A 21700-nucleotide genomic window follows, 5' to 3' on the forward strand; every position below is an offset into this window, starting at 1 on the left:
GTATCTTTTTCCACATAAAAAAGCGTGAAGACGTCGTATCCGATCAGATACGTTGCCTTCACGCTTTTTACTTTCGGTTAAGCCAAGCCGCCTACCAGCTGCTCGAGCTCTGCTGGCTGATAGCCCTTTACTGCTTTATCGCCGAGGACGGTAACCGGTACGCCCATGAAGCCAAAACGTTCTACTTCCTCTTGATAAGCGCGGCTGGTCATAACATCGCGCACCTCGAAGGAGATCCCTTTGGCACTCAGCCATTGCTTGACCAGATTGCAGTCAATGCAGTTTTGTGTGGAATAAACAATGACCTGTGCAGCAGAATGGCTATCTGCTGTCAGCATGTTGCGCACGATGGCGTAGGAACGCTGCGACGCGAGCTTGGTGAATTCCACGAAGTTCACATGGGCGGATCCGTCAGCCTTGTCCGACATCGAACGAACGACAACAAACGGGATGCCGTTCATCGCGCATACCTGACCGACCGAGGCTCCTTCCATCTCTGTGCAGTGTGCTTGGAACTGCTCGTACAGCCATTGTACCTTCTCGCGGCTCGCGACGAACTGGTCTCCTGACAAAATGCGCCCGCTCACCACTTGAATGCCTGCCTCGATTCCTTTTCCTGCCTCGATCGCTTGCTGCATCAGCTCCTCATCCGCTTTCCAAACCCACTGCTCAGTAAAAGGAATTTGGCCAGGCGCAAAGCCCAGGGCAGACACGTCAATGTCATGCTGGACGCAATCCGTCGATACGACGATATCGCCGATGTTGAGGTCCGGATGAACCGCGCCTGCGACACCCGTAAAAATGACGCGCTCCACTTGAAACTGATCAATCAAGATTTGTGTGGTGACAGCCGCATTTACCTTACCCACACCTGATTTGCAGAGAACGACGGATTTGCCTTCCATCTCACCTTCATAATAGGTGATGCCCGCCTTTCCCGTCTGTTTCGTCTGTCCCATCGCTTCCAAATACAGCGCGATTTCCTCATCCATCGCGCCGATGATGCCGATCCGCATAACGATATCCTCCTCTTGCTGGTCCATCCATGTGTCCGTTATTATGCTTGCTCGGGTCTGGTGCTCTCCCGGTATTCGATTCGGTGTGGCAGCAGCACGACATGCTCCTCCACGTTTTCATTATTCATGTACTTGGTGAGCAAACGCATCGCTACTGCACCAATGTCATACATCGGCTGCACCACGGATGTCAGGCGAGGGCGTACCATTTCAACCAGGCGGATATTGTCGTGACCGATCACTTCAATATCTGCAGGCACGTTCAAGCCTGAGTCTTGAATCGCGTGGATCGCACCGATTGCCATTTCATCGTTTGCCGCAAAAACAGCGGTAGGAGGCTCAGCCAGCTTCAAAAACTCTTTGGTTTTGGTAAGTCCGGATTCGTAGAAGAAGTTCCCGTTTGCCACGAGCTCCTCATTGAGGCCGATCCCTGCGTCGATCAGTGCTTTCTTGTATCCTTCGAAGCGCATCAGTCCGCTCAGCGGGTCGCTCTGAGGGCCGGTGATCATGGCAATACGCTTGTGCCCGCGATCGATCAGCGCTTGGGTCGCATCGTACCCAGCCTGGAAATGATCAATGGTGACGGATGGCAGTGCGTTGTCTGCATCGCGCGTAGCTGCCAGAACGGTCGGAACGGACGTGCTCGTGAGCGCCTGCAGGTGGTCTTCCTTGATTTCAGCGCCCATGAACAACAGCCCGTCCACTTGTTTTTCAAGCAACGTATTGATCAACTGCAATTCCTTTTCCATCCGTTGGTCGGAGTTGCAGAGAATGATGTTGTATTTGTACATAGTCGCGATGTCTTCAATTCCGCGTGCCAATTCTGAGAAAAACAAACTGGAGATATCCGGGATAATGACACCGACAGTTGTTGTCTTCTTGCTAGCGAGTCCTCGCGCGACTGCATTCGGGCGATATCCCAATCGCTCAATGGCAGCCAACACTTTTTTTCGGGTCAGCGGTTTCACGTTTGGGTTTCCGTTGACCACACGTGAGACCGTAGCCATCGAAACCCCCGCTTCTCTTGCCACGTCATAGATTGTAACCGGCATCACACACCCTCACTTTCCCCATTTAATGGTTTTCATAATCATTTTCATAAATATATGCACCTATGATACGACAAGCCATGCAGGGTTGCAATCGTTTTTAGCTTGTCAAATCCTCGTTACTTCATTAGTTTGTTCATCGTTTTCAGCAGTTCGTCGATAACTTCATTGTCCCCCTGCTGAATGCGTTCCATGACACAGCTCCGCATATGTCCTTCCAGGAGAATCTTGCCTACTGAATTCAGCGCGGACTGCACAGCAGCTATCTGATTCAAGATGTCATCACAATACACATCTTTCTCGACCATCCCGCGAATACCGCGAATTTGACCTTCTACCCGATTCAGGCGGGACACGAGATTCGATTTGACTTTGTCTGTGCGCACAGTGGCTCGTTCAGACGAGCAGCATTGGTCGTGTTCATTCATCTGGCACCATCTCCCTTCTTGCGTTACCAGCGCGTAGTTCTAGCTTACTTGGTAGCCCCTTGTTCGTCAAATGGAGAAGGAGGTCTCTCCCGCTTTCAGGAAAGACCTCCTTCGATCACTAGCGTATCGGATTATCCGCGGGCTGCGACCACTTCGCCTTTGTACAGGCCGGAAGCCAGCAGAGCGTCAACAAACTGATTGAAATCCGGGATGTTCAGCTGTTGTTTTGCATCGGACAAGGCCACGTCTGGGTCAGGGTGAACTTCGACCATGATTCCGTCTGAACCGACAGCGATACCTGCTTTTGCAGTAGGCAAGAGGAGGTCGCGACGTCCTGTGGAGTGAGTCACGTCCACGAATACTGGCAAGTGAGTTTCTTGCTTGAGAAGTGGTACTGCGGAAATGTCCAGCGTATTGCGAGTCGCTTTTTCGTACGTGCGGATACCGCGCTCACACAGCATGACTTGCGTATTGCCTTCGGACAGGATGTACTCTGCCGCGTAGATGAATTCCTCGATGGTAGCGGACAAGCCACGCTTGAGCAGGATTGGCTTGTTGAGGCGACCTGCTGCTTTCAACAGTTCGAAGTTTTGCATATTGCGCGCGCCGATTTGGATCACGTCGATGTAGTTGCTTGCCATCTCCAGATCAGCAGGTGTCACGATCTCACTGATCGTAACGAGGTTGTACTCGTCACCGATGCGCTTGAGGATTTGCAGGCCCTCTTCACCCAAGCCTTGGAAATCGTAAGGGGAGGTGCGTGGCTTGTATGCGCCGCCGCGCAGTGTGCGCAGACCGCGTTTCACGTGGTTTTCTGCTACTGCCTTCACTTGCTCGTAGCTTTCTACCGAGCAAGGGCCAGCGATCAAAATCGGATTGCCGGCGCCGAACTCCACGCCTTTTACTGTAATCACTGTATCTTCCGCCTGTTTTTTGCGGCTGACCAAGAGTACTTTCTTCTTGTCGTCGTTTTGCAGGTCGAGAGATACTTGGAAGATTTGTTTGAACAAATGGCGAACGGTATTGTCATTGAAAGGGCCTTTGTTGTTTTCAACCAGCAGGTTGAGCATTTGACGCTCGCGCTCTGGATCAAAACGGTTGCTGCCCTGTTTTTCTTTTTCTTTGCCCAGCTCTTGTACCAAGGTAGCGCGTTTGTTGATCAGATCAAGAATTTGCAGGTTGATCTCATCGATCTGTTTGCGCATGGTATCGATCACATCGTGTGCCATGTCTCTCCACTCTCCTTTTTTATATGTGCTTTTTCAGGTGCTTATCGATAAATTAGGGTTATTATAATCGATTCGATCTCCCTTGTCAGCAGTTTAGCGCCAAAAAGCGCGAAAGTAAATTGTAAATGTTTTTCAAATCTTCTTTGCGAAGCGAGAAGATTCCTTCATTCGACAGGATTCTCTTTAAAACGAGTCGAATAATTGGATATATGTACATCTATTTGCACATTATTCATCCAGAACGAGGAGTGACCTAACCTTTGTCTCTGCATACAGAAACAGCCAAATCAGAGCTGATTTTTTCTTTAGATATCGGTACTCGCAGTGTGGTAGGACTGATCATGGAAGCGACGGGTGAGCAATATCGCGTCCTCGATTGCGCCATTCGTGAGCATGACGAGCGCTCCATGCTGGATGGACAAATCCACGACATCGTCGCCGTAGCCAAAGTGATCGGACAAATCAAGGAAGAGCTGGAACAAAAATACGGCCCCCTCCACCAAGTCGCTGTAGCTGCAGCTGGCCGTTCCCTACGCACGCGCCGCGTAAAGCTGGACATGCCTCTCGCACGCCATGCTTTCATCACTCGCGAGGATGTGCTGACGCTGGAGTTTGCCGCCGTACAGGAAGCGCAGGCAGAGCTCGCACAAGAATTAAAAGACCAGGATGTGACGCGCTACTACTGCGTCGGCTACAGTGTCGTCCATTACCATTTGGACGGCGAGCTGATCGGCAGCCTGATCGACCAGCGCGGGGATGCCGCCAGCGTGGACGTCATTGCTACCTTTTTGCCTCGCATGGTAGTAGATTCCCTGATCGCTGCCCTGAAACGGTGCGACCTCGACATGCAGGCGCTCACACTGGAGCCGATCGCCGCCATCAACGTGTTGATCCCAGTCACGATGCGCAGGCTGAATATTGCACTCGTCGACATCGGAGCAGGTACGTCGGACGTAGCGCTGACGGAGGAAGGCGCCATCACTGCCTACGGGATGGTACCTGTGGCGGGAGATGAGATCACGGACGCACTCATGAATGCCTATCTGCTGGATTTCCCCATGGCGGAAGAAGCAAAGCGGCTCCTCTCCGCTCAGGAGACGGTCTCGTTTACTGATATTCTCGGGCTGGAGCACTCTCTGCCCTCCGAGGAGGTCACAGCGGCAATCGATGCAGATATCCATCTGCTGGCGGAGAAAATCGCTTTCAAGATTCTCGAGCTGAATGGAAAGCCGCCTCAGGCCGTCATGCTGATCGGCGGGGGAAGCCTCACCCCAGGCTTGACGACAAAAGTGGCGCAAGTCCTCCAAATCCCTGCTGCCCGTGTCGCCGTACGGGGAGCGGATGCGATCAAGCAATATGTTGGCGACCATCCGCTTCTGGGAGGACCGGAATTCGTCACACCTGTGGGGATCGCCGTAGCAGCGCGCCGCCACCCTCTGCGCTATGTGACTGTCTCCGTCAATGACGTGCCCGTACGCATTTTCGACCTACGCAAAATGACGCTCGGGGATGCGGTCATCGCAGCAGGTTTGGATATTCGCCGCCTCTTCGGCCGACCTGGTTTAGCCATGACCGTCACGATCAATGGCCGGATGAAAATGATCCCGGGCAAGCATGGCACCCCGCCCGTCATCGAAAGAAACGGCGAAGCTGCCGGCTTGGATGCTCCCCTGGAGGATGGCGATCAGATCACGATCATTGCAGGCGAAAATGGCGAGGATGCACACGTACGGGCAAAAGATTTGCTCGAGCATCTCGATACGTTGGAAATCAGCTGCAATGGGCTGCCGCTGTCGCTTGGCCCCGTGATTCTGGTCAATGGAGAGGCGCATTCCCTAGACGCAGATGTGCCGGATCGAAGCGAGGTAGAGATCCGCTTGCCGCGTACGGTCGGCGAGGTGCTGCAGATTTCGGGGACCGAGCTGGGTGCGGAGGCTGCTGCGTACCAATTCAGCGTTAACGGTCATTCCTACTCCATGCCGTCCCGCACGGTCACGATCCAGGTAAATGGCAAGCCTGTTACTCTCGCAGACTCAATTCGTCAAGGGGACGCGCTGATCTATCGGGTGGAAGACGTCTCTCCTCCCACCATCCGCGATGTGATCCCTCTCGAGGAATGGGTACAGGAAACGATCATCGTCCATTTCAATGGGGAGCGCGTCGTCCTGCCGGTGGCGCAGGTGACGATCACGATGGATGGACGCGCTGTAAAAGACGAGGAAGCGATCACGGACGGAGCCGTCATCACAGTCAAATCTGCTCCAGCCTCCACACCCGTCTTTAGCGATGTATTCCGTTACGTCGATGTCTCACTGGAAAAGCCTGATCGTGAAAGCATTTCCGGCTTTGTCATGCTGGTGAATGGCGAGCTGGCTTCCTTTCAGACCGAGCTCAAGTCCGGCGACAAGCTTGAACTTTATTGGGAATAAAGAAAAAGAGCTGCTGACTCGATCGAGTCGACAGCTCTTTTCGTTTGTTAGGCGTTCAGTGCTTGCGCGATGGCATCCTGGGTGATTTTCCAGTGAGAGGTATGCCATTTCACTTGCCCATCCTCCAGCAAAAAGATTTGCGGAGACTCATGCTTGATTGCAAAGCGCTCTGCTGCGGCATTGGAAACAGGGCGGTCTTCAATCACGTGAATGACAGCGGAAGGAACGTCTTGGCCCTGTAAGAAAGTCTGAAATTCCGAAAACGCTGTCGCGCTGATCGGGCAAGTCGTGCTGTGTTTGAACAAGAGTCGTTTGCCGCCCTCTGCTACAAACTGATCCAATTCATCAGTCGAATGGAGTTGTTTTTGAGCCACTGTAGATCTCTCCTTTAGATTCCATACTGTGTGGCTTCCAGTATACAAAAACAGATCAGGAGAAGTCTATGTTCGCGGTGCAGGATCAGTCACAAAAGAAAAAAGACGCCCTCTTCCAGGCGCCCCTCCCCCTTCATGTTACACCATTATCTTTGTCAATCGTTCCCGAAGCTCTCTCATCCACTTCTCGTCTCCCAGAGATTGCGCCAATAAAAACAAGTCCAAGAGTTCGTTCACTCGCTCACCCAGCACTTCTCTTATGGAAGAGTCCATCCCTTCATTGGCAATCAGCACCAATAAGTTGGATAACTCTGACATTTCTTCGAATTCGATCGCCTGTCGCTCTGGATGCTGCCCCAATTCCTCCATGAGTGCTTTTAGATCGTCTTTAATGACATCCACCACCTGGGAATGGGCACAGCAGTCGTCCACGCAGACGTGCACCGGTACATTCAGGATTTTGACCCGGTTGCGGTACACGACGTTGCGTAGCACGATTTCCATGTCGTTTCCGCAGCGGCTACATTTCTTCTGCATCATTTCACCTCAATTCCACATATGTATACCTCTGTACTATTCGTGAAACCTCTCTTCAATCCTGCTAAACCTCTGGTGGTACATGGTGGATGCAGTGGCAGATAAAGATAACAAAAGCGACGCCCGCATGAGGCATCGCTTTTTTCTTGATCATCTCTTTGGTGTTGGCAAATCAGGCGTAAATGGCGTTCACTTTCTCACAGTGCGGGCACACGGCTACTTTTCCAGAATGCCCCTCTTCATCCTCTACCCGATAACCGGTAATTTGCTCTGAGAAGCAAAACAGGCATTCCGTATTGAAGTCCATATCGTACTGAGCTTTCCATACGATTGATTTAAAGTCTTCCCCTACGTTGATGGTGATCGGAACGAGGTCGTGCTGGAGACTGGACAATGATCTTTGCATCTGAATGACATCCTTTCGCTATTGCAAAGTCTTTTGGTATCCTCTAGCTTTTCCTGCTTTTCAGAATAATAAACATTGCCACCTCAAGGATTAAAAAAATGACCCGAAAGAATCTTCCCAAAAATGGGCATATGCCCGTATCGGCCCTGTGCGTAAACCCATATCTTATGGATGTAAGCACAAGAGGCTTAACACACAAGGGAGGATGTTTATCATATGAGTAGCATCTTTAACGGCGGTTTTGACGGCTTCACTTTAGTGTTGATCCTGTTCATCCTACTGGTAATTGTTGCTTGCAGCTGCGATTAATTAGCTGCATATAGATATGGAACAATTAGGCAGGGAGCTGCATATACATTAAAACCGAATCCTGTTAAGCGCGTTTCGTCGCAAGCTACCCGTTCTTCGGGTAGCTTTTTTGTGTGCAGGTTGTGTACAATACATACTGAATGTAATGGAAAGCGAGGGATACTCTTCCTATGAAAGATCCACGAATTGAACAGCTGGCTGACGTTCTCGTCAACTATTCCACGACCGTCCAGCCGGGGGAAAACGTATTGATTTACGCTATCGGCCAAGTTCATGATCTGGTGAAAGCCGTCATCGCCAAAGTATATGAAGCTGGGGGCAACCCTTACGTACAGCTGATCGATCAATCCATTCAACGCGAGCTTCTCCTGAACGCAAATGAAACGCAGCTGGGTGTGATGCGCGAAGCAGATGTGAGCTTCATGAAAAAAATGGATTGCTACATCGGCATTCGGGGCGGAGACAACATCAGCGAGCTGGCTGACGTCCCTGGCGACAAAATGCAGCTGTACTCGAAGCTCTTGATGCGCCCTGTGCTCGACGTGCGCGTTCCAGAGACCAAATGGGTCGTACTTCGCTATCCAAACGCCTCGATGGCGCAGCTGGCTAACATGAGCACCGATGCTTTCGAGGACTTCTACTTCAAGGTATGCACACTCGATTACGGCAAAATGGACAGTGCCATGGACAGCCTGGTCGAACTCATGGAGAAGACGGACAAGGTACGCATCACGGGTCCGGGTACCGATCTGACGTTCTCGATCAAAGGAATTCCTGCGATCAAGTGCGCAGGCAACGCAAATATTCCGGATGGAGAAGTATTCACTGCACCTGTGCGCGATTCTGTGAACGGCACGATTTCTTACAACACACCGTCTCCTTACCAAGGCTACACCTATGACAACATCAAGCTGACCTTCCAAGATGGCAAGATCATCGAAGCGACGGCAAACGATACTGCGAAAATCAATGAAGTGTTTGATACAGATGAAGGCGCCCGTTATGTCGGGGAATTTGCAATCGGGGTCAACCCCTTTATTCAAAACCCGATGAAAGACATTCTGTTCGATGAGAAAATCGACGGCAGCTTCCACTTCACACCAGGTCAAGCCTACGACGAAGCTTTCAACGGCAACAAGTCCTCCATCCACTGGGATCTGGTGATGATCCAGCGACCGGAATGGGGAGGCGGCGAGATCTGGTTTGATGACCGCTTGATTCGCAAAGACGGGCGATTTGTCATTCCAGAGCTGGAGTGCCTGAATCCAGAAAACCTGAAATAATCGGATCCAAACAAAAAGCGAAGGCACCCACTGCGGGCCTTCGCTTTTTCAGTTCGCCTTCCGCTGACTACACAGGCACGGAACAGGCTGGCTGTTTCAACAGAGACGATGATTTTTGCTCCAAAAACGCAATGGTCGTCTCCAAATGGTGTATCGTATATTCCCAGCAAAAACGCTGATACTCGTCAAAATTGGCTTCCAGCTTTTTAAAGGTCGTCTTGCTTTGCTGCAATACTTGGCGTTGAACTTCGATGCAGCCCTCGAGCAGATCTTTTTGTTCATCCTCGCTGCGGCTCTTTCCGAAGAAGATTTTTACCAGCATGTCAGAACGAAGAACGGCCGGTACGATTGGAGTCTGAATTTCCTGCAGGAAGGTTTCTCTTCCCGTGTCCGTGATTCGGTACAGGATCTTGTTTGGCTTCCCGGACTGAATGATTTCCTGCTTTGTCACGTAGCCTTCTTCCTCGAGCTTGCGCAGCGCTGGATAAATCGCACCAAAGCTGGCGTCGTAGAAGAACCCAATGCTGTTGGTAAACGCCTGCTTTATGTCGTACCCGCTCATCTCACCGTAACTCAAAAAGCCAAGTATGATTGTTTTTACGTCCATCTCTTCGCATCCTCCATTACCGTTGTTTCTTTTCTCTCTGTGGTGACTCTGGCAGATAATCGAATCCGCATAGCCTTTATGTTCAAAATATTCTTTAGATATATGTATTATAATTGGATTCTAATAATTATACCAATGCTATTTCTTTATTATATCAATCAAAAATAATGATATATAAACACTGATATATGCTCGAAACATAGGAAAATTGGGCTTCCCTTCCTTATCCACTCCCCATAAGATGATACATACCTATCTGCTGTAGGGGGAGAAATCGGTGAAAAGTAAAAAATGGTCCCATTATACGCGGGTAAAGTACCCCGTGAGCAGCAGCAGTTTGCATCCCTTCAATTTTTTCGTGCCAATCGTGGAACGAGTCCAAGAGGGAGTGGTCTCCATCGTCACCGAGGACGCTCCCCATTCCAAAAACATGGATTCCTTGATTCGCAGTCTGATGAACGAGGAAGAAACCCCATCCACCACGGAGCGAAGCTTTGGTTCAGGATTCCTTTTTCATCCGAAAGGCTACATCCTGACCAGTGAACATGTAATCGGCAAGTCCAAAAACATTTACGTCAAGCTGTTCAATGGTCGCGTTTTTGAAGCACAACGCATCCTGTCCGATCGCGTGCGTGACTATGCCGTCATCAAAATTGACGCCGATTGCAAGCTGTTTCCACTTCCTCTCGGAAACTCCGCCCACACCAAAGTTGGCGAATGGGTCATCAGCATCGGTTCCCCATCTGTCGCCATAGAGGCAAAAACAAGCAGCTCCTACCCCATTTGCCGTTTCGGCTGGGATTGGCTTTGCTGCGCAGCCAGCCTGATGCGACTGCCCGTTTTCTCCTCAATCAGATGCACCGCAAACAACACAGGTCGACGGATGGCTTCCGCATACAGATCCATCGCTTTCATTTGCTTAAAGATTTCCCGGCCAGGCTTTGGATTGACTTCGATGAGCCACGACCTGCCATCGACGTCTACCCCGATATCCAAGCCAAATTCCATCATGCGGCCGAATTTCTCTTCGAGCACAGATGCGACCTGATGGGCCATGTGGTGGCACTCGCGCAGGATCTGCTGTGCTCCCTCTTCACCAAATCGTTTGGACACAAAGACATGAAAGGGAATGGCCCGCCCTCCTCCATGCAGATTGGAGGTAGAGCTCCCCTTTTCACCTACCCTCACGCCACACCCTGTGACACTCCATTCGCCAGCTGCGTCCTTCTGGATCAGCAGCCTGATATCCGCTATCCGATTGGAAACCAGCTCCAGATCCAATCCTTGCTGCACCAGAAAATTCCCATCGCTGATTCGCTGCTCAGTGACCCATTTGCGAACCCATCTGCCTACATCCTCGGCACGCTGGAAGCTGGCGTTTTTATAGACATAGCGCTTGTCTCTTCCTTTCAGCTCATACTGTTTTCCCCGTACGGCCACTTTCAAGATGCTCCTGCCTCCCGTACCATTTCCCGGCTTCACATACAGCATGGGATGCCGCTTCAGCATCACCTTCAGCTTTTCCGGCGTATACACGTAGGTCTCGGGGATCCACCTCTTGACTCTCTCGTCATTGGCGAGCAGCTCCGTCACCCTCCACTTCTTGCTGAAAGGACTGTTGGCAAACTTAAACAGATTGCTGTGGCGCAGCTTCATGTATTCAGGAACCCGCCTGCGATACCGATCTATGACGATCTGTGGCCAAGGATACCAACTGCTCTCCCAGCCCCCGCCACTCTTCGGAGTAAATCCCCGGATTTTCCGTTCCGCTTTAAACACATCCTGATGGGAAAATAAAAAGATCTGTGCCCCCAGCTCCTGACCGGCCTTCACCAATCGTCGGAGGTAATCTGGTTCCGCAAAGCGTTTTCCCTCTCTCCAAGTCAAAATGCCGATGACTTTTTTGGAAGACATGTCCGAACTCCTTCCTTCTTTTTCCTTATCCTATGTGCTCCTGCCCGGCAGGGAGACGAAAGCGTCGGAATCAGGCTTGTTTCTGCCGCTTATTAGCAGCATAGGCGGTTCGTTTTTTGGCGACAACAAGAAGGTATACTTCTGTTACTTACTTTTTTCAAGTCCGTATGATACAATATAGGGTAATTCAAACATGCAGGGTAGAGGTGACGCCGTCATGAGTCAAGAATTTGCTGGCGAACACATGTGTCCGAAATATGAAGGGGCTATCAATGTCCTGGGCAAACGCTGGACTGGCTTGATTATCCACGTACTGTTGCGTGGTGCTGTACGCTTTAAGGACATTCGGGAAATGGTTCCTCACATGAGTGATAAAATGCTGTCCGAGCGGTTGAAAGAACTGGAGGAATTGCAGATCCTGGAGCGCAATGTGTATCCGGAGATTCCCGTTCGCATCGAATACGAGCTGACTGAAAAAGGAAAGGACCTTCGTCCCGTCATCGATTCCATTCACGAATGGGGTCAGAAGTGGATGTAGTTCCCCCCGCCTCGTCCAATAAGGATGAGCGGGGCTTTTTTTATGTGGGCCAGGCATAACCCCACCCTTCCTGCTGTAGACTCTAGCAACCCGAGCGACAGGAGGGGATTTTCATGCGAACGGCTGTCTATATCCGGGTCAGCACAGAGGAACAGGCGCGCGAAGGCTTCTCCATTGCTGCGCAACGAGAAAAGCTGCTGTCCTATGTCCATTCGCAGGATTGGACGCTTAAGAGCCTTTACGTGGATGAAGGTGCTAGCGCCAAGGATACCAATCGTCCACAGCTCGCGCGGCTTTTAACCGACATCCAGCACGGGGAAATCGATGTCGTCCTGGTCTACCGCCTCGATCGTCTCACGCGGTCTGTACTCGACCTGTACCAGCTGCTCCAGAAGTTTGAACGCTATGGCGTACGCTTCAAAAGCTGCACGGAAGTTTATGACACGACGACGGCCATGGGGCGCCTATTCATTACCCTGGTAGCTGCATTGGCTCAGTGGGAGCGCGAAAATCTGGCAGAACGCGTCAAGCTCGGCATGGAACAGATGGTCAAGGAGCGCAAACGGCCAGGTGGCCCTCCTCCATACGGCTACGAACTCATCGACGGCAAGCTGACGGTTCATCCAATCGAAGCAAGCACGGTCAAGACCATGTTTGCCGAATACGCTCGGGGAGATTCGCCCAGAGCGATCGCTGAACACGCCAATCGTCAGGGATCCCGCGGAAAAAACGGAGCCAAATGGAGCGCCAGCGCAGTCCTTCGCCTGCTGAAAAATCCCGTCTACTACGGCGCTCTTCGCTGGAACCATGCTGACGCCGGCCAAAGGCAAAATCCGCCAGAGGAGTGGCTCCTGGAGGAATCCGCTCATCCAGCCATCGTCGACGAGCACACCTTTTTTGCCGTGCAAAACAAGATCGAGCAGCGCAGCTCGCACCATCCGCGCACCCTCTCCTCCTCCCTCCTTTTTTCCGGACTCTTGCACTGTTCCCGCTGCGGCTCACTCATGCGGGGGAAAACCATTCGCTCGCAAAGGATTGGCGGCGCACCGTTTGCGCAGGCGTATTACACCTGCCCGGGAAAACGCAGCAAACTTTGTGACGCGCCCGCCATCCGGGAAGATCGACTGGAGCGAGCGATGCTTCAGCAGCTTATGCAGTATTCCCAGCAGGCGCTGGAGGTCGCAGCCAGCTTGTGGAGCAGGCAAGCGCAGAGCAGGCAAGGAGTGGAGCTGCAAACAGAAAACGCGCTGTCACTCAAGCGAAAACGCTGGGAAGAAGCCTATGCAGAAGGATTGATTTCTTTGGATGTTTTTCGAGCGAAGCTAGCGGAGCTGAAAGCTGTGAAAGACATGCTTCAGCTGCCTGCAACCGATCCAGGTTCTCCCGACAGCTTGCACCTCCTGGGAGATTGGGGCTCGATCTGGTCGCATGCCACACGCGAGGAAAAGAGGCAGCTTACGATGTGTTTGCTTGCGCGTGTGGATGCCGAGGAATCGGTTAACCCTCGACGCGTACAAGTGAGCCAGTGGCAATTCCGTTAATTCTGGATTTTTGACTCTACGAGAACACGTGGCTCCCCACTTGGTTTGGAAAATTCGGTCACAGCCGGAATTATCAGTGCCAAAAACAGAAGATTGCAGGTAGCGAAAAGGCTTTACGAAGAAATTTTCCAGACAGATGCCGCCATCAATCCCGGAAACAGCGGGGGGCCGCTCATTAATTTGAACGGAGAAGTCATCGGTTTGAACGCTTTTATCATCCAGTCAAGTCAATGCCTGGGCTTTGCCATAGGAATTGACGCCCTGAAAACTCAATTGGAGCAGTACGTGTTCAAGTAATCCGATTGCAGGAAAAACGAAAAAGAACTGGCTGCGCCATTATCGGCGTAGCCCCACCATTCATGGATGGCGTCTATTAGCTGTACAAAAAAACCCCGTCTAGAGGGACGGGGCTTGCTTTTCAAACGCAATCAGGTACACATTTTTACCATCGGCATTGATCTGTTCTTCCGCTTGCTTCAGTTGCTGCAGCTGAGCGGCCGTCAGCTGTGCAATTGGCAATTCATTCAAGCGATTTTGCTCCATAGCCCATTCCTCCGTTGATATCAGACTCGCCGATTAGTCTGCCCAACCGGATCGGTATGTATTTACGCTGGCATATGAAAGGCCTTGGCAATGGCAGAGCAAGAGCGTTTACAAAACAGAATGGGCAATTCACGGTCTTTTGCCTGGTTCTTTACTGTTTTTGCGAGGTTGTGATTGACGTAATCCGTCAGCACGAGAATCATATGGGTGCCAGTCGGGATCTTCACTCCTGTTTGCGAGCTTTTCCGTCCCGTTACGTGGTGAATTTCCCGGAATCCCTTTTCCTGCAAAAACTCGATGATATTCCCTAGGCGGTCTCCGCCAATGACTAGAATGGATGACATAACCGTGTTACCTCCTTAAAATAATGGGATTGTGTATGTGATCGGTGTCGGTTCTCATTCGGTTAATTGATAATGAATATCACTCTTATTGATAAATATTATCATTCCCATTTGTGTTTGACAATACTCTCCATGATATCTTTTTTGTAAAATAACAAAACGTAATGGCAATGACAGAGGGCTCCCCTTCTCATGATCGTTTGGGCTGTCCCTGTGGTATGCTAATGCAGGATAGGAAATGGAAAAATCCTTTCTAACGGTCAAATCAAGGAAACTGTACATATTTCTTGCCCGGTGTATTTTTCCAAAGGTATAATGAAGAAATAGAATCAATTGCGAGGAGGTGGCGTAGGGTGCAAGACTTTACACAGCTGCACGCCATTTTTGATCGAACCAGAGGTTATATCAACCGCTTCATGGGCATTATTCAGCCGATTATTGACGCTGCCCAGGACGAGCATACTCGTCTGTACTATCACCACATTCTGGAAGAAGAAGAGCAGCGCATGGGACGTCTGCAAGAACTGGTTCCTCACCTGGAAACCTTGTCTGCTGAGAAAAAAACGGACCAGCTAAGTGACCGTGAATTGTCCCAACTGCTTTCCGATATCAATCTGGAGCGTTTTGGATTGCACAATTTCCGCGAGCATCTGGAGCTTTCCCTGTACGAGTTCCGGGATGACGAGACCCGTCAAACCCTCGATGGCATGAGGGAAAAAACTCACGCAGACTACCTGCAGGTGAAAGAAATCATGGCCAAGCTCAGTGAGCGCTTTTCCGATGTGTACACGGATCTTACCGACCATGACGAAGGTCACGATGTGCACCAGGTGGATCACCTGAAAGCGTCTGCGAATGCCCCTCAAGGCGTCGCTTCCGTCATCACTCACTCTGCAGCACCGGTTTCCGCCAAAAAAGGACTGACTGTAGGCAGCTTGAAAGGTTTGAAATAAGAGTACGATCCCGTATGACTTGGAGGTAGCGCTATGGACAAGCTTCGTAAATACCCGGATTCTCCCCTGACAAACGAGGAATGGAACCAACTGGATGCGACTGTCATCGAAATGGCTCGTCGCCAACTGGTTGGCCGCCGTTTTATTGATATCTACGGACCGCTGGGTGAAGGCATCCAGACGATCACCAATGACGTCTATGAAGAATCCCGCTTCGGTGGATTGAGCCTGCGCGGCGAATCGCTGGAAATGACCCAGCCGAGTCGCCGAGTCAGCATGACCATCCCGATTCTCTACAAAGACTTCATGCTCTATTGGCGTGATGTCGCGCAGGCTCGTACGCTGGGAATGCCGCTCGATATGAGTGCGGCAGCCAATGCAGCCGCAGGCGGCGCTTTGATGGAGGACGATCTGATTTTCAACGGTGCTGCCGAGTTCGATCTCCCAGGGCTGATGAATGTAAAAGGGCGTCTCACCCATCTGAAGAGCGATTGGATGGAGTCCGGTAACGCTTTCGCTGATATCGTGGAAGCACGCAACAAACTGTTGAAAATGGGCCACAGCGGTCCTTACGCTCTCGTGGTATCGCCAGAGCTGTACGCACTCTTGCATCGCGTACACAAGGGAACAAACGTCCTGGAAATTGAGCATATCCGCAATATCGTAACGGACGGTGTTTTCCAATCCCCTACGATCAAGGGCCGCAGCGGTGTTCTCGTAGCGACCGGTCGTCACAACCTCGACCTGGCGATTGCCGAAGACTTCGACTCTGCTTTCCTCGGGGACGAGCAAATGAATAGCCTGTTCCGCGTATATGAGTGCGTCGTGCTGCGCATCAAGCGCCCTAGTGCCATTTGCACACTGGAAGAAACGGAAGAATAAATCTTTCTTCGCATGGGAAAAGGCGCATCAATTGACTTATACAGCAATTGATGCGCCTTCTTTATGTGGATTTGGAGTCGTTCGGTGCTTGAACAAGATCATGTGATCCATTATCAACCGTGGGGTGACTTACTTTCATGTTGTTTCGCAGCTTTTTTGGACCCGTTCTTGCTGTGATCCTGCCTTATCTTTTGTTCGAGTTCCTGCGCATGAACCGCTCACTGGATCTGTTGTTTGTTTTGCCGAGAGGTCACTTTTACGTCGTCAGTTCTGTCGCACTATTGGGAATTATCATCGCCATTACGGTGGGAATGGCAGGGTCACGTCTACGGAACATCCAGGTAACCTTGCTGTCCTTGGCATTTCTCTCCCTCGCTGCCGTCTTTGCCATCCATGGATTGTCCACTCCGGACTTTCTTCTACACGCTACCCATCTTCCCAGCGTCGCAGCGCAAGGCAGCATCCTCTTGGCAACCATTTGGCTTTGGTTGTCCTCTTTTACTACCGACCATCCGTGGATCGAATTTTTAGCGCGCAAGCAGAGACATCTTCTCCCGGTCTGGACTTTATTTTTGGTTGGCAGCGGCATCGTCAGCATGCTTCATCCCCATCTCGTTGATCCGATTGATTTGGAATCTCTGCTCGTCAACTGGCTGGCATCCTTGACTATCCTGATTCTCAATGCCATCACCGTGTATCGCTATTATCAGTCCTATCAATACTCGCGGTTTCCATTGCAGCTGTCGATCGTCTACAGCTCCGGCTGGTTGATCACCTCGCAGCTCATCATGCAGCTCGGCGAGTCATGGCGGGTGAGCTGGTGGATCTATCACTTTTTGCTGCTCGCATCCATGATTGTGATGATTGTAGGGCTGTATAGACAATACGCCCTGAAACAGTCTCTGGCAGGTGCTCTGCGTGCTTTGTTTACGACAGATCCGATCGAGCGGATCACAAACAGTATCTCGCCGAGCGTGAAAGCACTGATCGAAGCCACCGAGAACAAGGACCGGTATACGGCCGGGCATAATTTTCGCGTCGCCCTCTATGCACTGCGGTTGGGGGAAGAGCTGAAGCTACGGCCGGAACAGCTGCGGGCTGTGGCGCAGGGCACCATCATTCATGACATTGGGAAAATCAATATTCCCGATTCCATTTTAGGCAAGCCTGGGAAGCTCACAGCAGCGGAACGGGCGACCATCGAAAAGCATCCGCTTTTGGGCTATGAAATGTGCAAAAACCTGGGCTTTATGAAGGATGAGCTCTCCATCATTCGCTCCCATCACGAAAAGTGGGATGGCAGCGGCTACCCGGATCGGCTTCGTGGAGAACAGATTCCGCTGATGGCTCGAATCGTTGCCGTAGCCGATGTCTACGACGCCCTTACGTCCCATCGCGCATATCGCTCCGCATGGACGCACGATGAGGCGGCTGCCTTTTTGCTGAAAAACGCAGGAACCCATTTTGATCGCAGCTGTGTAGATGCATGGATTCGCGTATGCGAGAGAGATCCTTCCGTCTATCGATATCCTGCGACGATGATTAATGAGGATACAACCATCGCCACGGTTTCCGCTGAAGATCGAATTCGGCACGTCTAATCGGACCTCTATCCAAACGAAAAGACAGCCCATTTCTGGCTGTCTTTCTTGCTTTATGCCTGTGACACGACCTGATCTTGCAGATACTGTGCCAATCCTTTTCCCAGACGCGCGATCGCTAATTCTGTATCCTCGCGATTGAGCAGCGTGTAGTTCAGGCGCATCGTGTTGAGCTTTGCTTCTTCCGCATAGAACGGTTTGCCTGGCACGAATGCCACCCCTTCTTTAACAGAGTAGGCCAACAGCTTCTCGGCATCCACATTCTCCGGCAGATTCACCCAGAGGAACATGCCCCCGCGCGGTTTTTCCCATGTCACGCCTGCCCATTGCTGCTTGGTCATCAGCTCGTGCATCCACTCCATGCGCTCTTTGTAAGAGGAGCGGATTTTTTCGATATGCGTCTCCAGATCAAAACGGGACAGCAGCTCGTGGAGCGCGATCTGGTCGATGGTACTCGATTGCAGATCCACTGCTTGCTTTGCCTTGACCATCATCTGGATCACACGCGTATCGCCGATGGCCCACCCGGTGCGAAGACCCGGTGCCACGATCTTGGAGAACGTGCTGGTGTATACCACACACGAATCATTCGGGTGCTCATCCAGAGAGAAAATGGAACGGTAAGGCGCCTCGCCGTCAAACTGGATTTCACCGTACGGATCGTCTTCCAGAATCAAGATGTTGTTTTCCTTGCATTGCCGCAGCAAGCCGAGGCGGCGCTCCATGGACCATACTTTGCCTGTCGGGTTGGCAAACGTCGGGATGACATACGCCATTTTCGGGCGGTATTTGGCAATTTTCGCTGCCAGGTCATCCATATCCATGCCTTCAGCGTCCCCCTCCACCGGAATGGCGCGAATACCACGGAATTGGAACAATTGGACCGCAGCCAAGTAAGTAGGATTTTCTACCAGCACGACGTCGCCTTCGTCCAAATAGACTCGGCAGAGCAAGTCGACGGCCTGCTGGGAGCCGGTGGTCAGCAGCATATTGTCCACGCCAACATTCATATGTTTTTGTTTCATGCGGTCAGCCACCCATTGGCGCAGCGGGAGATAGCCATCCGTCAAGCCGTATTGCAGTGATTTCGCACCCAAATCGAACGAACGATTGAAAGCTTCACGCATTTCCGCGATCGGAAAAGAATCCGCCGCTGGTAATCCTCCAGCGAGCGAGAGCACTTGATTGCCTTGGGTCAGCTTCAAGATTTCCCGGACAGCCGAGGAGGATAATGCTTCTACTGATTTTGAAAAGGAATACTCCATGTTCCGTTCCCCCTTGATTTTTCATATAAGTGGATGTGACCGCTCGCGGCGGCCGTTTTGTTTATACTTGTTTTATCACTGTCGAATGGCAATGTCCAATGCTCACTTACTATGGGGGAATAGGTTTTGACTATGTCGAGCGATTGTTCGATCGACACTGCCGCTATCTTTGCCTTGTGTGCCGTCAGGATGACAACCAAATGAAAAACCTCTTTCCAGAATCGGAAAGAGGTTATGTAAGCTTGATTCATACCTATGCGATGCGAATCACGCGTGCTTTTTCCACTTGCGGCAGGAAAGACAGATCGACATGGGCATGCGCTTCTTCCAACCCAATATCTTCGGCCAGCAAAAGAGCTTCTTCCTGGAAGGTCAGCGTACAGCTTCCTTCGTTCAGCTCGCACAGACGCTTCAATCGTTTCAAGCGTTCTGCTTTCTTTTCCGCTCTCATGCCATCATTGCGCAAATCGCACACATTCACGTGGCGAGCGTCTGCAATCATGCTGATATCGTCTACATGGACAATCAGTCGCTGTCCTTCTTCTGTTACAAAACCGATCGAGCAAAAATGCGCTCCGGACATTTCCAGACGAGTGAGAACGGCATTGGCAAACATTTCACCCGTACGCAGACGGATCGAACCTGCTTCAATAGCCCCGCCTATTTTTCGCTCGTTGGCGATTACCGTATACATATCCGTGTAACCATTAATCTGATAGCGCATGGTACCCTCCCGCTCTGCCAAAAGTTGTCGCTGAGACTAATTATCATTAACAGTATTTATCGTATAATGAAAATCATTATCTGTCAATAATGAGAATGATTTTTATTGAGAATGGACAGTGATTTTATTTTGCCCAGCTCTTCCTACCATATTCGCTACCTCTCCTGTAGGCGATGGGCAGGTGCCCGAAAACGAACAAAAAGAATGGGCCTGCTTCACAGCGGGAGCCATTGCTGCACATAAGACTTGTAAAAAGAATGCAAAAAGACCGTACCCGCTGATTTCAGCAGTACGGTCCGTCTTTTGCATTGTTGTTTATGCTTTTGTAAATATCCCCAGCCGCTCGATTCGACTCACTGCTTCAGCGAGTCGCTGCTCATCCGACAAGAGAGCCGCCCGTACGTAGCCTTCGCCCGTAGGCCCGAAGCCATTCCCCGGTGCTACCACCACGTGTGCTTTTTCCAGCAGCAGATCCGAAAACTCGATCGAGGAATATCCGCTCGGAACGGGCAGCCAAGCAAAGAACGAGCCTTGCGAAGGCTGTGCCTGCCAGCCGATGCGATGCAGATTGGTGAACAGTGCATTGCGGCGTCCTTCGTAGACGGCTACCAGATCGCGTACGCACTGCTGCGACTCCGTCATGGCTTTTGCCGCGGCCATCTGCACTGCTCCGAACAAGCTCACAAAGTAATGGTCTTGAATCAGATTGATCAGTCGGACCAGCTCGCGGTTTCCTACCATCGCACCGACGCGCCAGCCCGCCATGTTGTAGGTCTTGGACAGTGTGTAGAACTCGACGCCCACTTCCTTCGCACCCGGAACCTGCATAAAGCTCACCGGCTTTTTGCCATCGTAGCTGATGGCACCGTAGGCAAAGTCGTGGCATACGACGATCTCGTTTTTCTGTGCAAAGCGAATCGTCTCCTCGTAGAACTCAAAGGGAGCATTCACCGCTGTCGGATTGTTCGGGTAGTTGAGGAACATCAGCTTCGCTCGCTCCAGATCTTCCTTTGCAATCTGACCGTAATCAGGCAAAAACTGATTCTCTGCGCGCAGAGGCATCATGACCATTCGCCCGTCTACGACGGCAACCCCGGACCAGTAGTCAGGATAGCCTGGATCCGGCACCAATGCGACATCCCCTTTGTTCATCAAGACCTGGCAGATTTCCACTAGCCCTGTCTTGCTGCCAAACAAAATCGCTACCTCTTCTTCCGGGTCGAGGTCCACGTCAAATTCCTGCTTATACCAGTGAGCGACCGCCTGCTTCAGCTCGAGGCGTCCGCTAAACGGCGGATATTTATGATGCAGCGGGAGCGCTGCCGCTGCCTGCAATTCTTCTACGATATGGGCCGGTGTCGGCAAATCAGGATTGCCCTGGCCGAGATTGATCACATCATGACCGGCAGCGATGACTTTATTTACTTTCGCTACGAGTGTGGCAAAAAATTGCGTCGGCAGCCGATCGATCATGTCGGAATGTTGGATACGCATCTGTCTTCATTTTCCTTTCTGTCGGATGATGCATGTAAAATAAATTCGTACAGCAAAAAACCCCTCTTTCCTTACAGAAAAAGGGGTAGATCAGCTTCGTCACGTCCTTATCTGTCAGGAAATCTCCTGCTGGAATTGGCACAGCATCCAGCTCCACAAGGGAACATAGATCCGCTGCCGGGTTTCATAGGGCCAGTCCCTCCACCTCTCTGAATAAGTAAAGCACACGGAATA

23 protein-coding genes, 1 pseudogene and 1 riboswitch are annotated in these 21700 nt (G+C 51.2%); of the genes and pseudogenes, 10 read left to right on the plus strand and 14 right to left on the minus strand.

Annotated elements, in window-relative coordinates; genetic code table 11:
- Positions 1-77: 77 nt before the first annotated feature.
- From JNE38_RS21665 to JNE38_RS21680, 4 genes are all read right to left on the minus strand, one after another.
- Positions 78-1016, minus strand: a complete 939-nt coding sequence (locus tag JNE38_RS21665; RefSeq protein WP_203353207.1) for a 5'-methylthioadenosine/adenosylhomocysteine nucleosidase — start codon at positions 1014-1016, stop codon at positions 78-80.
- 41 nt (positions 1017-1057) lie between these two features.
- Entirely contained in the window at positions 1058-2068 is a 1011-nt protein-coding gene (ccpA, locus tag JNE38_RS21670) for a catabolite control protein A (protein WP_203353208.1), read from the minus strand.
- A gap of 116 nt (positions 2069-2184) precedes the next feature.
- Positions 2185-2493, minus strand: a complete 309-nt coding sequence (locus JNE38_RS21675; protein WP_203353209.1) for a metal-sensitive transcriptional regulator — start codon at positions 2491-2493, stop codon at positions 2185-2187.
- Between the two features lie 131 nt (positions 2494-2624).
- Positions 2625-3722: a bifunctional 3-deoxy-7-phosphoheptulonate synthase/chorismate mutase gene (locus JNE38_RS21680; RefSeq protein ID WP_203353210.1), complete on the minus strand. Its 1098-nt coding sequence runs from the start codon at positions 3720-3722 to the stop codon at positions 2625-2627.
- Positions 3723-3982: 260 nt separating this feature from the next.
- Here JNE38_RS21680 and JNE38_RS21685 point away from each other — a divergent pair, with 260 nt between their 5' ends.
- A complete protein-coding gene (locus JNE38_RS21685; RefSeq protein ID WP_203353211.1) occupies positions 3983-6151 on the plus strand; it encodes a cell division protein FtsA in 2169 nt (722 codons plus the stop codon).
- A gap of 47 nt (positions 6152-6198) precedes the next feature.
- Here the strand turns inward: JNE38_RS21685 and ytxJ are convergent, their stop codons facing one another.
- From ytxJ to JNE38_RS21700, 3 genes are all read right to left on the minus strand, one after another.
- On the minus strand, positions 6199-6525 hold the full coding sequence (gene ytxJ, locus JNE38_RS21690) for a bacillithiol system redox-active protein YtxJ (RefSeq protein ID WP_203353212.1): 327 nt from the start codon (positions 6523-6525) through the stop codon (positions 6199-6201).
- 138 nt (positions 6526-6663) lie between these two features.
- Positions 6664-7062, minus strand: a complete 399-nt coding sequence (locus tag JNE38_RS21695) for a hypothetical protein (protein WP_203353213.1) — start codon at positions 7060-7062, stop codon at positions 6664-6666.
- A 172-nt stretch (positions 7063-7234) separates the two neighbouring features.
- A complete protein-coding gene (locus tag JNE38_RS21700) occupies positions 7235-7468 on the minus strand; it encodes a hypothetical protein (protein ID WP_203353214.1) in 234 nt (77 codons plus the stop codon).
- Between the two features lie 216 nt (positions 7469-7684).
- On the opposite strand from JNE38_RS21700, the gene JNE38_RS21705 reads away from it, so the two are divergent.
- Together JNE38_RS21705 and JNE38_RS21710 are read left to right on the plus strand one after the other, a co-directional pair.
- Positions 7685-7777, plus strand: a complete 93-nt coding sequence (locus JNE38_RS21705; RefSeq protein ID WP_203353215.1) for a YjcZ family sporulation protein — start codon at positions 7685-7687, stop codon at positions 7775-7777.
- A gap of 170 nt (positions 7778-7947) precedes the next feature.
- Entirely contained in the window at positions 7948-9060 is a 1113-nt protein-coding gene (locus tag JNE38_RS21710) for an aminopeptidase (RefSeq protein WP_203353216.1), read from the plus strand.
- Positions 9061-9127: 67 nt separating this feature from the next.
- Here the strand turns inward: JNE38_RS21710 and JNE38_RS21715 are convergent, their stop codons facing one another.
- The gene (locus tag JNE38_RS21715; RefSeq protein ID WP_203353217.1) at positions 9128-9667 is read right to left on the minus strand and encodes a PadR family transcriptional regulator; all 540 of its coding nucleotides are present in this window, start codon (positions 9665-9667) and stop codon (positions 9128-9130) included.
- 454 nt (positions 9668-10121) lie between these two features.
- On the opposite strand from JNE38_RS21715, the pseudogene JNE38_RS30775 reads away from it, so the two are divergent.
- Positions 10122-10400 (plus strand): annotated as a pseudogene (locus tag JNE38_RS30775) (S1C family serine protease); the annotation flags it as partial.
- A 41-nt stretch (positions 10401-10441) separates the two neighbouring features.
- On the opposite strand, the gene JNE38_RS21725 reads toward JNE38_RS30775, so the two are convergent.
- Complete coding sequence (locus JNE38_RS21725) at positions 10442-11581, minus strand: YheC/YheD family endospore coat-associated protein (protein ID WP_203353218.1); 1140 nt, start codon at positions 11579-11581, stop codon at positions 10442-10444.
- Between the two features lie 217 nt (positions 11582-11798).
- On the opposite strand from JNE38_RS21725, the gene JNE38_RS21730 reads away from it, so the two are divergent.
- The 3 genes from JNE38_RS21730 (at position 11799) to JNE38_RS31000 (ending at position 13957) form a co-directional block, all read left to right on the plus strand.
- Positions 11799-12119 carry a winged helix-turn-helix transcriptional regulator gene (locus JNE38_RS21730; RefSeq protein WP_203353219.1) on the plus strand — a complete coding sequence of 107 codons (321 nt, stop codon included), beginning with the start codon at positions 11799-11801 and terminating at the stop codon, positions 12117-12119.
- A 113-nt stretch (positions 12120-12232) separates the two neighbouring features.
- Positions 12233-13660: a recombinase family protein gene (locus JNE38_RS21735; RefSeq protein ID WP_203353220.1), complete on the plus strand. Its 1428-nt coding sequence runs from the start codon at positions 12233-12235 to the stop codon at positions 13658-13660.
- Positions 13661-13666: 6 nt separating this feature from the next.
- Positions 13667-13957 carry a S1C family serine protease gene (locus JNE38_RS31000; protein ID WP_275296726.1) on the plus strand — a complete coding sequence of 97 codons (291 nt, stop codon included), beginning with the start codon at positions 13667-13669 and terminating at the stop codon, positions 13955-13957.
- 99 nt (positions 13958-14056) lie between these two features.
- On the opposite strand, the gene JNE38_RS21745 is transcribed toward JNE38_RS31000, so the two are convergent.
- Together JNE38_RS21745 and JNE38_RS21750 are read right to left on the minus strand one after the other, a co-directional pair.
- Positions 14057-14203, minus strand: coding sequence for a hypothetical protein (locus JNE38_RS21745; RefSeq protein ID WP_203353222.1), 147 nt, complete (start codon positions 14201-14203; stop codon positions 14057-14059).
- 62 nt (positions 14204-14265) lie between these two features.
- The gene (locus tag JNE38_RS21750) at positions 14266-14547 is read right to left on the minus strand and encodes a DUF2325 domain-containing protein (protein WP_203353223.1); all 282 of its coding nucleotides are present in this window, start codon (positions 14545-14547) and stop codon (positions 14266-14268) included.
- A gap of 353 nt (positions 14548-14900) precedes the next feature.
- Here JNE38_RS21750 and JNE38_RS21755 point away from each other — a divergent pair, with 353 nt between their 5' ends.
- The 3 genes from JNE38_RS21755 (at position 14901) to JNE38_RS21765 (ending at position 17983) form a co-directional block, all read left to right on the plus strand.
- Entirely contained in the window at positions 14901-15500 is a 600-nt protein-coding gene (locus JNE38_RS21755) for an IMEF encapsulin system ferritin-like cargo protein (RefSeq protein ID WP_203353224.1), read from the plus strand.
- 33 nt (positions 15501-15533) lie between these two features.
- A complete protein-coding gene (locus JNE38_RS21760; RefSeq protein ID WP_203353225.1) occupies positions 15534-16382 on the plus strand; it encodes a family 1 encapsulin nanocompartment shell protein in 849 nt (282 codons plus the stop codon).
- Positions 16383-16519: 137 nt separating this feature from the next.
- A complete protein-coding gene (locus JNE38_RS21765; protein WP_203353226.1) occupies positions 16520-17983 on the plus strand; it encodes an HD-GYP domain-containing protein in 1464 nt (487 codons plus the stop codon).
- Between the two features lie 53 nt (positions 17984-18036).
- Here JNE38_RS21765 and JNE38_RS21770 read toward each other — a convergent pair whose 3' ends face one another.
- The 3 genes from JNE38_RS21770 to JNE38_RS21780 form a co-directional block, all read right to left on the minus strand.
- Positions 18037-19248, minus strand: a complete 1212-nt coding sequence (locus tag JNE38_RS21770) for an aminotransferase-like domain-containing protein (RefSeq protein WP_203353227.1) — start codon at positions 19246-19248, stop codon at positions 18037-18039.
- 253 nt (positions 19249-19501) lie between these two features.
- A complete protein-coding gene (locus JNE38_RS21775) occupies positions 19502-19972 on the minus strand; it encodes a hypothetical protein (RefSeq protein WP_203353228.1) in 471 nt (156 codons plus the stop codon).
- Between the two features lie 315 nt (positions 19973-20287).
- Entirely contained in the window at positions 20288-21466 is a 1179-nt protein-coding gene (locus tag JNE38_RS21780; RefSeq protein WP_203353229.1) for a pyridoxal phosphate-dependent aminotransferase, read from the minus strand.
- Positions 21467-21570: 104 nt separating this feature from the next.
- A riboswitch (SAM riboswitch) is annotated at positions 21571-21686 on the minus strand.
- Positions 21687-21700: the final 14 nt, after the last annotated feature.

The organism is Brevibacillus choshinensis, from assembly GCF_016811915.1.
GTDB lineage: Bacteria > Bacillota > Bacilli > Brevibacillales > Brevibacillaceae > Brevibacillus > Brevibacillus choshinensis_A.

Coding starts and splice junctions, on each gene's coding strand:
- JNE38_RS21725 (WP_203353218.1), bottom strand. CDS start 11,581: ATGTCTTCCAAAAAAGTCATCGGCATTTTGACTTGGAGAGAGGGAAAA.
- JNE38_RS21675 (WP_203353209.1), bottom strand. CDS start 2,493: ATGAATGAACACGACCAATGCTGCTCGTCTGAACGAGCCACTGTGCGC.
- JNE38_RS21780 (WP_203353229.1), bottom strand. CDS start 21,466: ATGCGTATCCAACATTCCGACATGATCGATCGGCTGCCGACGCAATTT.
- JNE38_RS21665 (WP_203353207.1), bottom strand. CDS start 1,016: ATGCGGATCGGCATCATCGGCGCGATGGATGAGGAAATCGCGCTGTAT.
- JNE38_RS21745 (WP_203353222.1), bottom strand. CDS start 14,203: ATGGAGCAAAATCGCTTGAATGAATTGCCAATTGCACAGCTGACGGCC.
- JNE38_RS21730 (WP_203353219.1), top strand. CDS start 11,799: ATGAGTCAAGAATTTGCTGGCGAACACATGTGTCCGAAATATGAAGGG.
- JNE38_RS21735 (WP_203353220.1), top strand. CDS start 12,233: ATGCGAACGGCTGTCTATATCCGGGTCAGCACAGAGGAACAGGCGCGC.
- ccpA (WP_203353208.1), bottom strand. CDS start 2,068: ATGCCGGTTACAATCTATGACGTGGCAAGAGAAGCGGGGGTTTCGATG.
- JNE38_RS21695 (WP_203353213.1), bottom strand. CDS start 7,062: ATGCAGAAGAAATGTAGCCGCTGCGGAAACGACATGGAAATCGTGCTA.
- JNE38_RS21715 (WP_203353217.1), bottom strand. CDS start 9,667: ATGGACGTAAAAACAATCATACTTGGCTTTTTGAGTTACGGTGAGATG.
- JNE38_RS21750 (WP_203353223.1), bottom strand. CDS start 14,547: ATGTCATCCATTCTAGTCATTGGCGGAGACCGCCTAGGGAATATCATC.
- JNE38_RS21680 (WP_203353210.1), bottom strand. CDS start 3,722: ATGGCACACGATGTGATCGATACCATGCGCAAACAGATCGATGAGATC.
- JNE38_RS21700 (WP_203353214.1), bottom strand. CDS start 7,468: ATGCAAAGATCATTGTCCAGTCTCCAGCACGACCTCGTTCCGATCACC.
- JNE38_RS21710 (WP_203353216.1), top strand. CDS start 7,948: ATGAAAGATCCACGAATTGAACAGCTGGCTGACGTTCTCGTCAACTAT.
- JNE38_RS21775 (WP_203353228.1), bottom strand. CDS start 19,972: ATGCGCTATCAGATTAATGGTTACACGGATATGTATACGGTAATCGCC.
- JNE38_RS21705 (WP_203353215.1), top strand. CDS start 7,685: ATGAGTAGCATCTTTAACGGCGGTTTTGACGGCTTCACTTTAGTGTTG.
- JNE38_RS21770 (WP_203353227.1), bottom strand. CDS start 19,248: ATGGAGTATTCCTTTTCAAAATCAGTAGAAGCATTATCCTCCTCGGCT.
- JNE38_RS21760 (WP_203353225.1), top strand. CDS start 15,534: ATGGACAAGCTTCGTAAATACCCGGATTCTCCCCTGACAAACGAGGAA.
- JNE38_RS21765 (WP_203353226.1), top strand. CDS start 16,520: ATGTTGTTTCGCAGCTTTTTTGGACCCGTTCTTGCTGTGATCCTGCCT.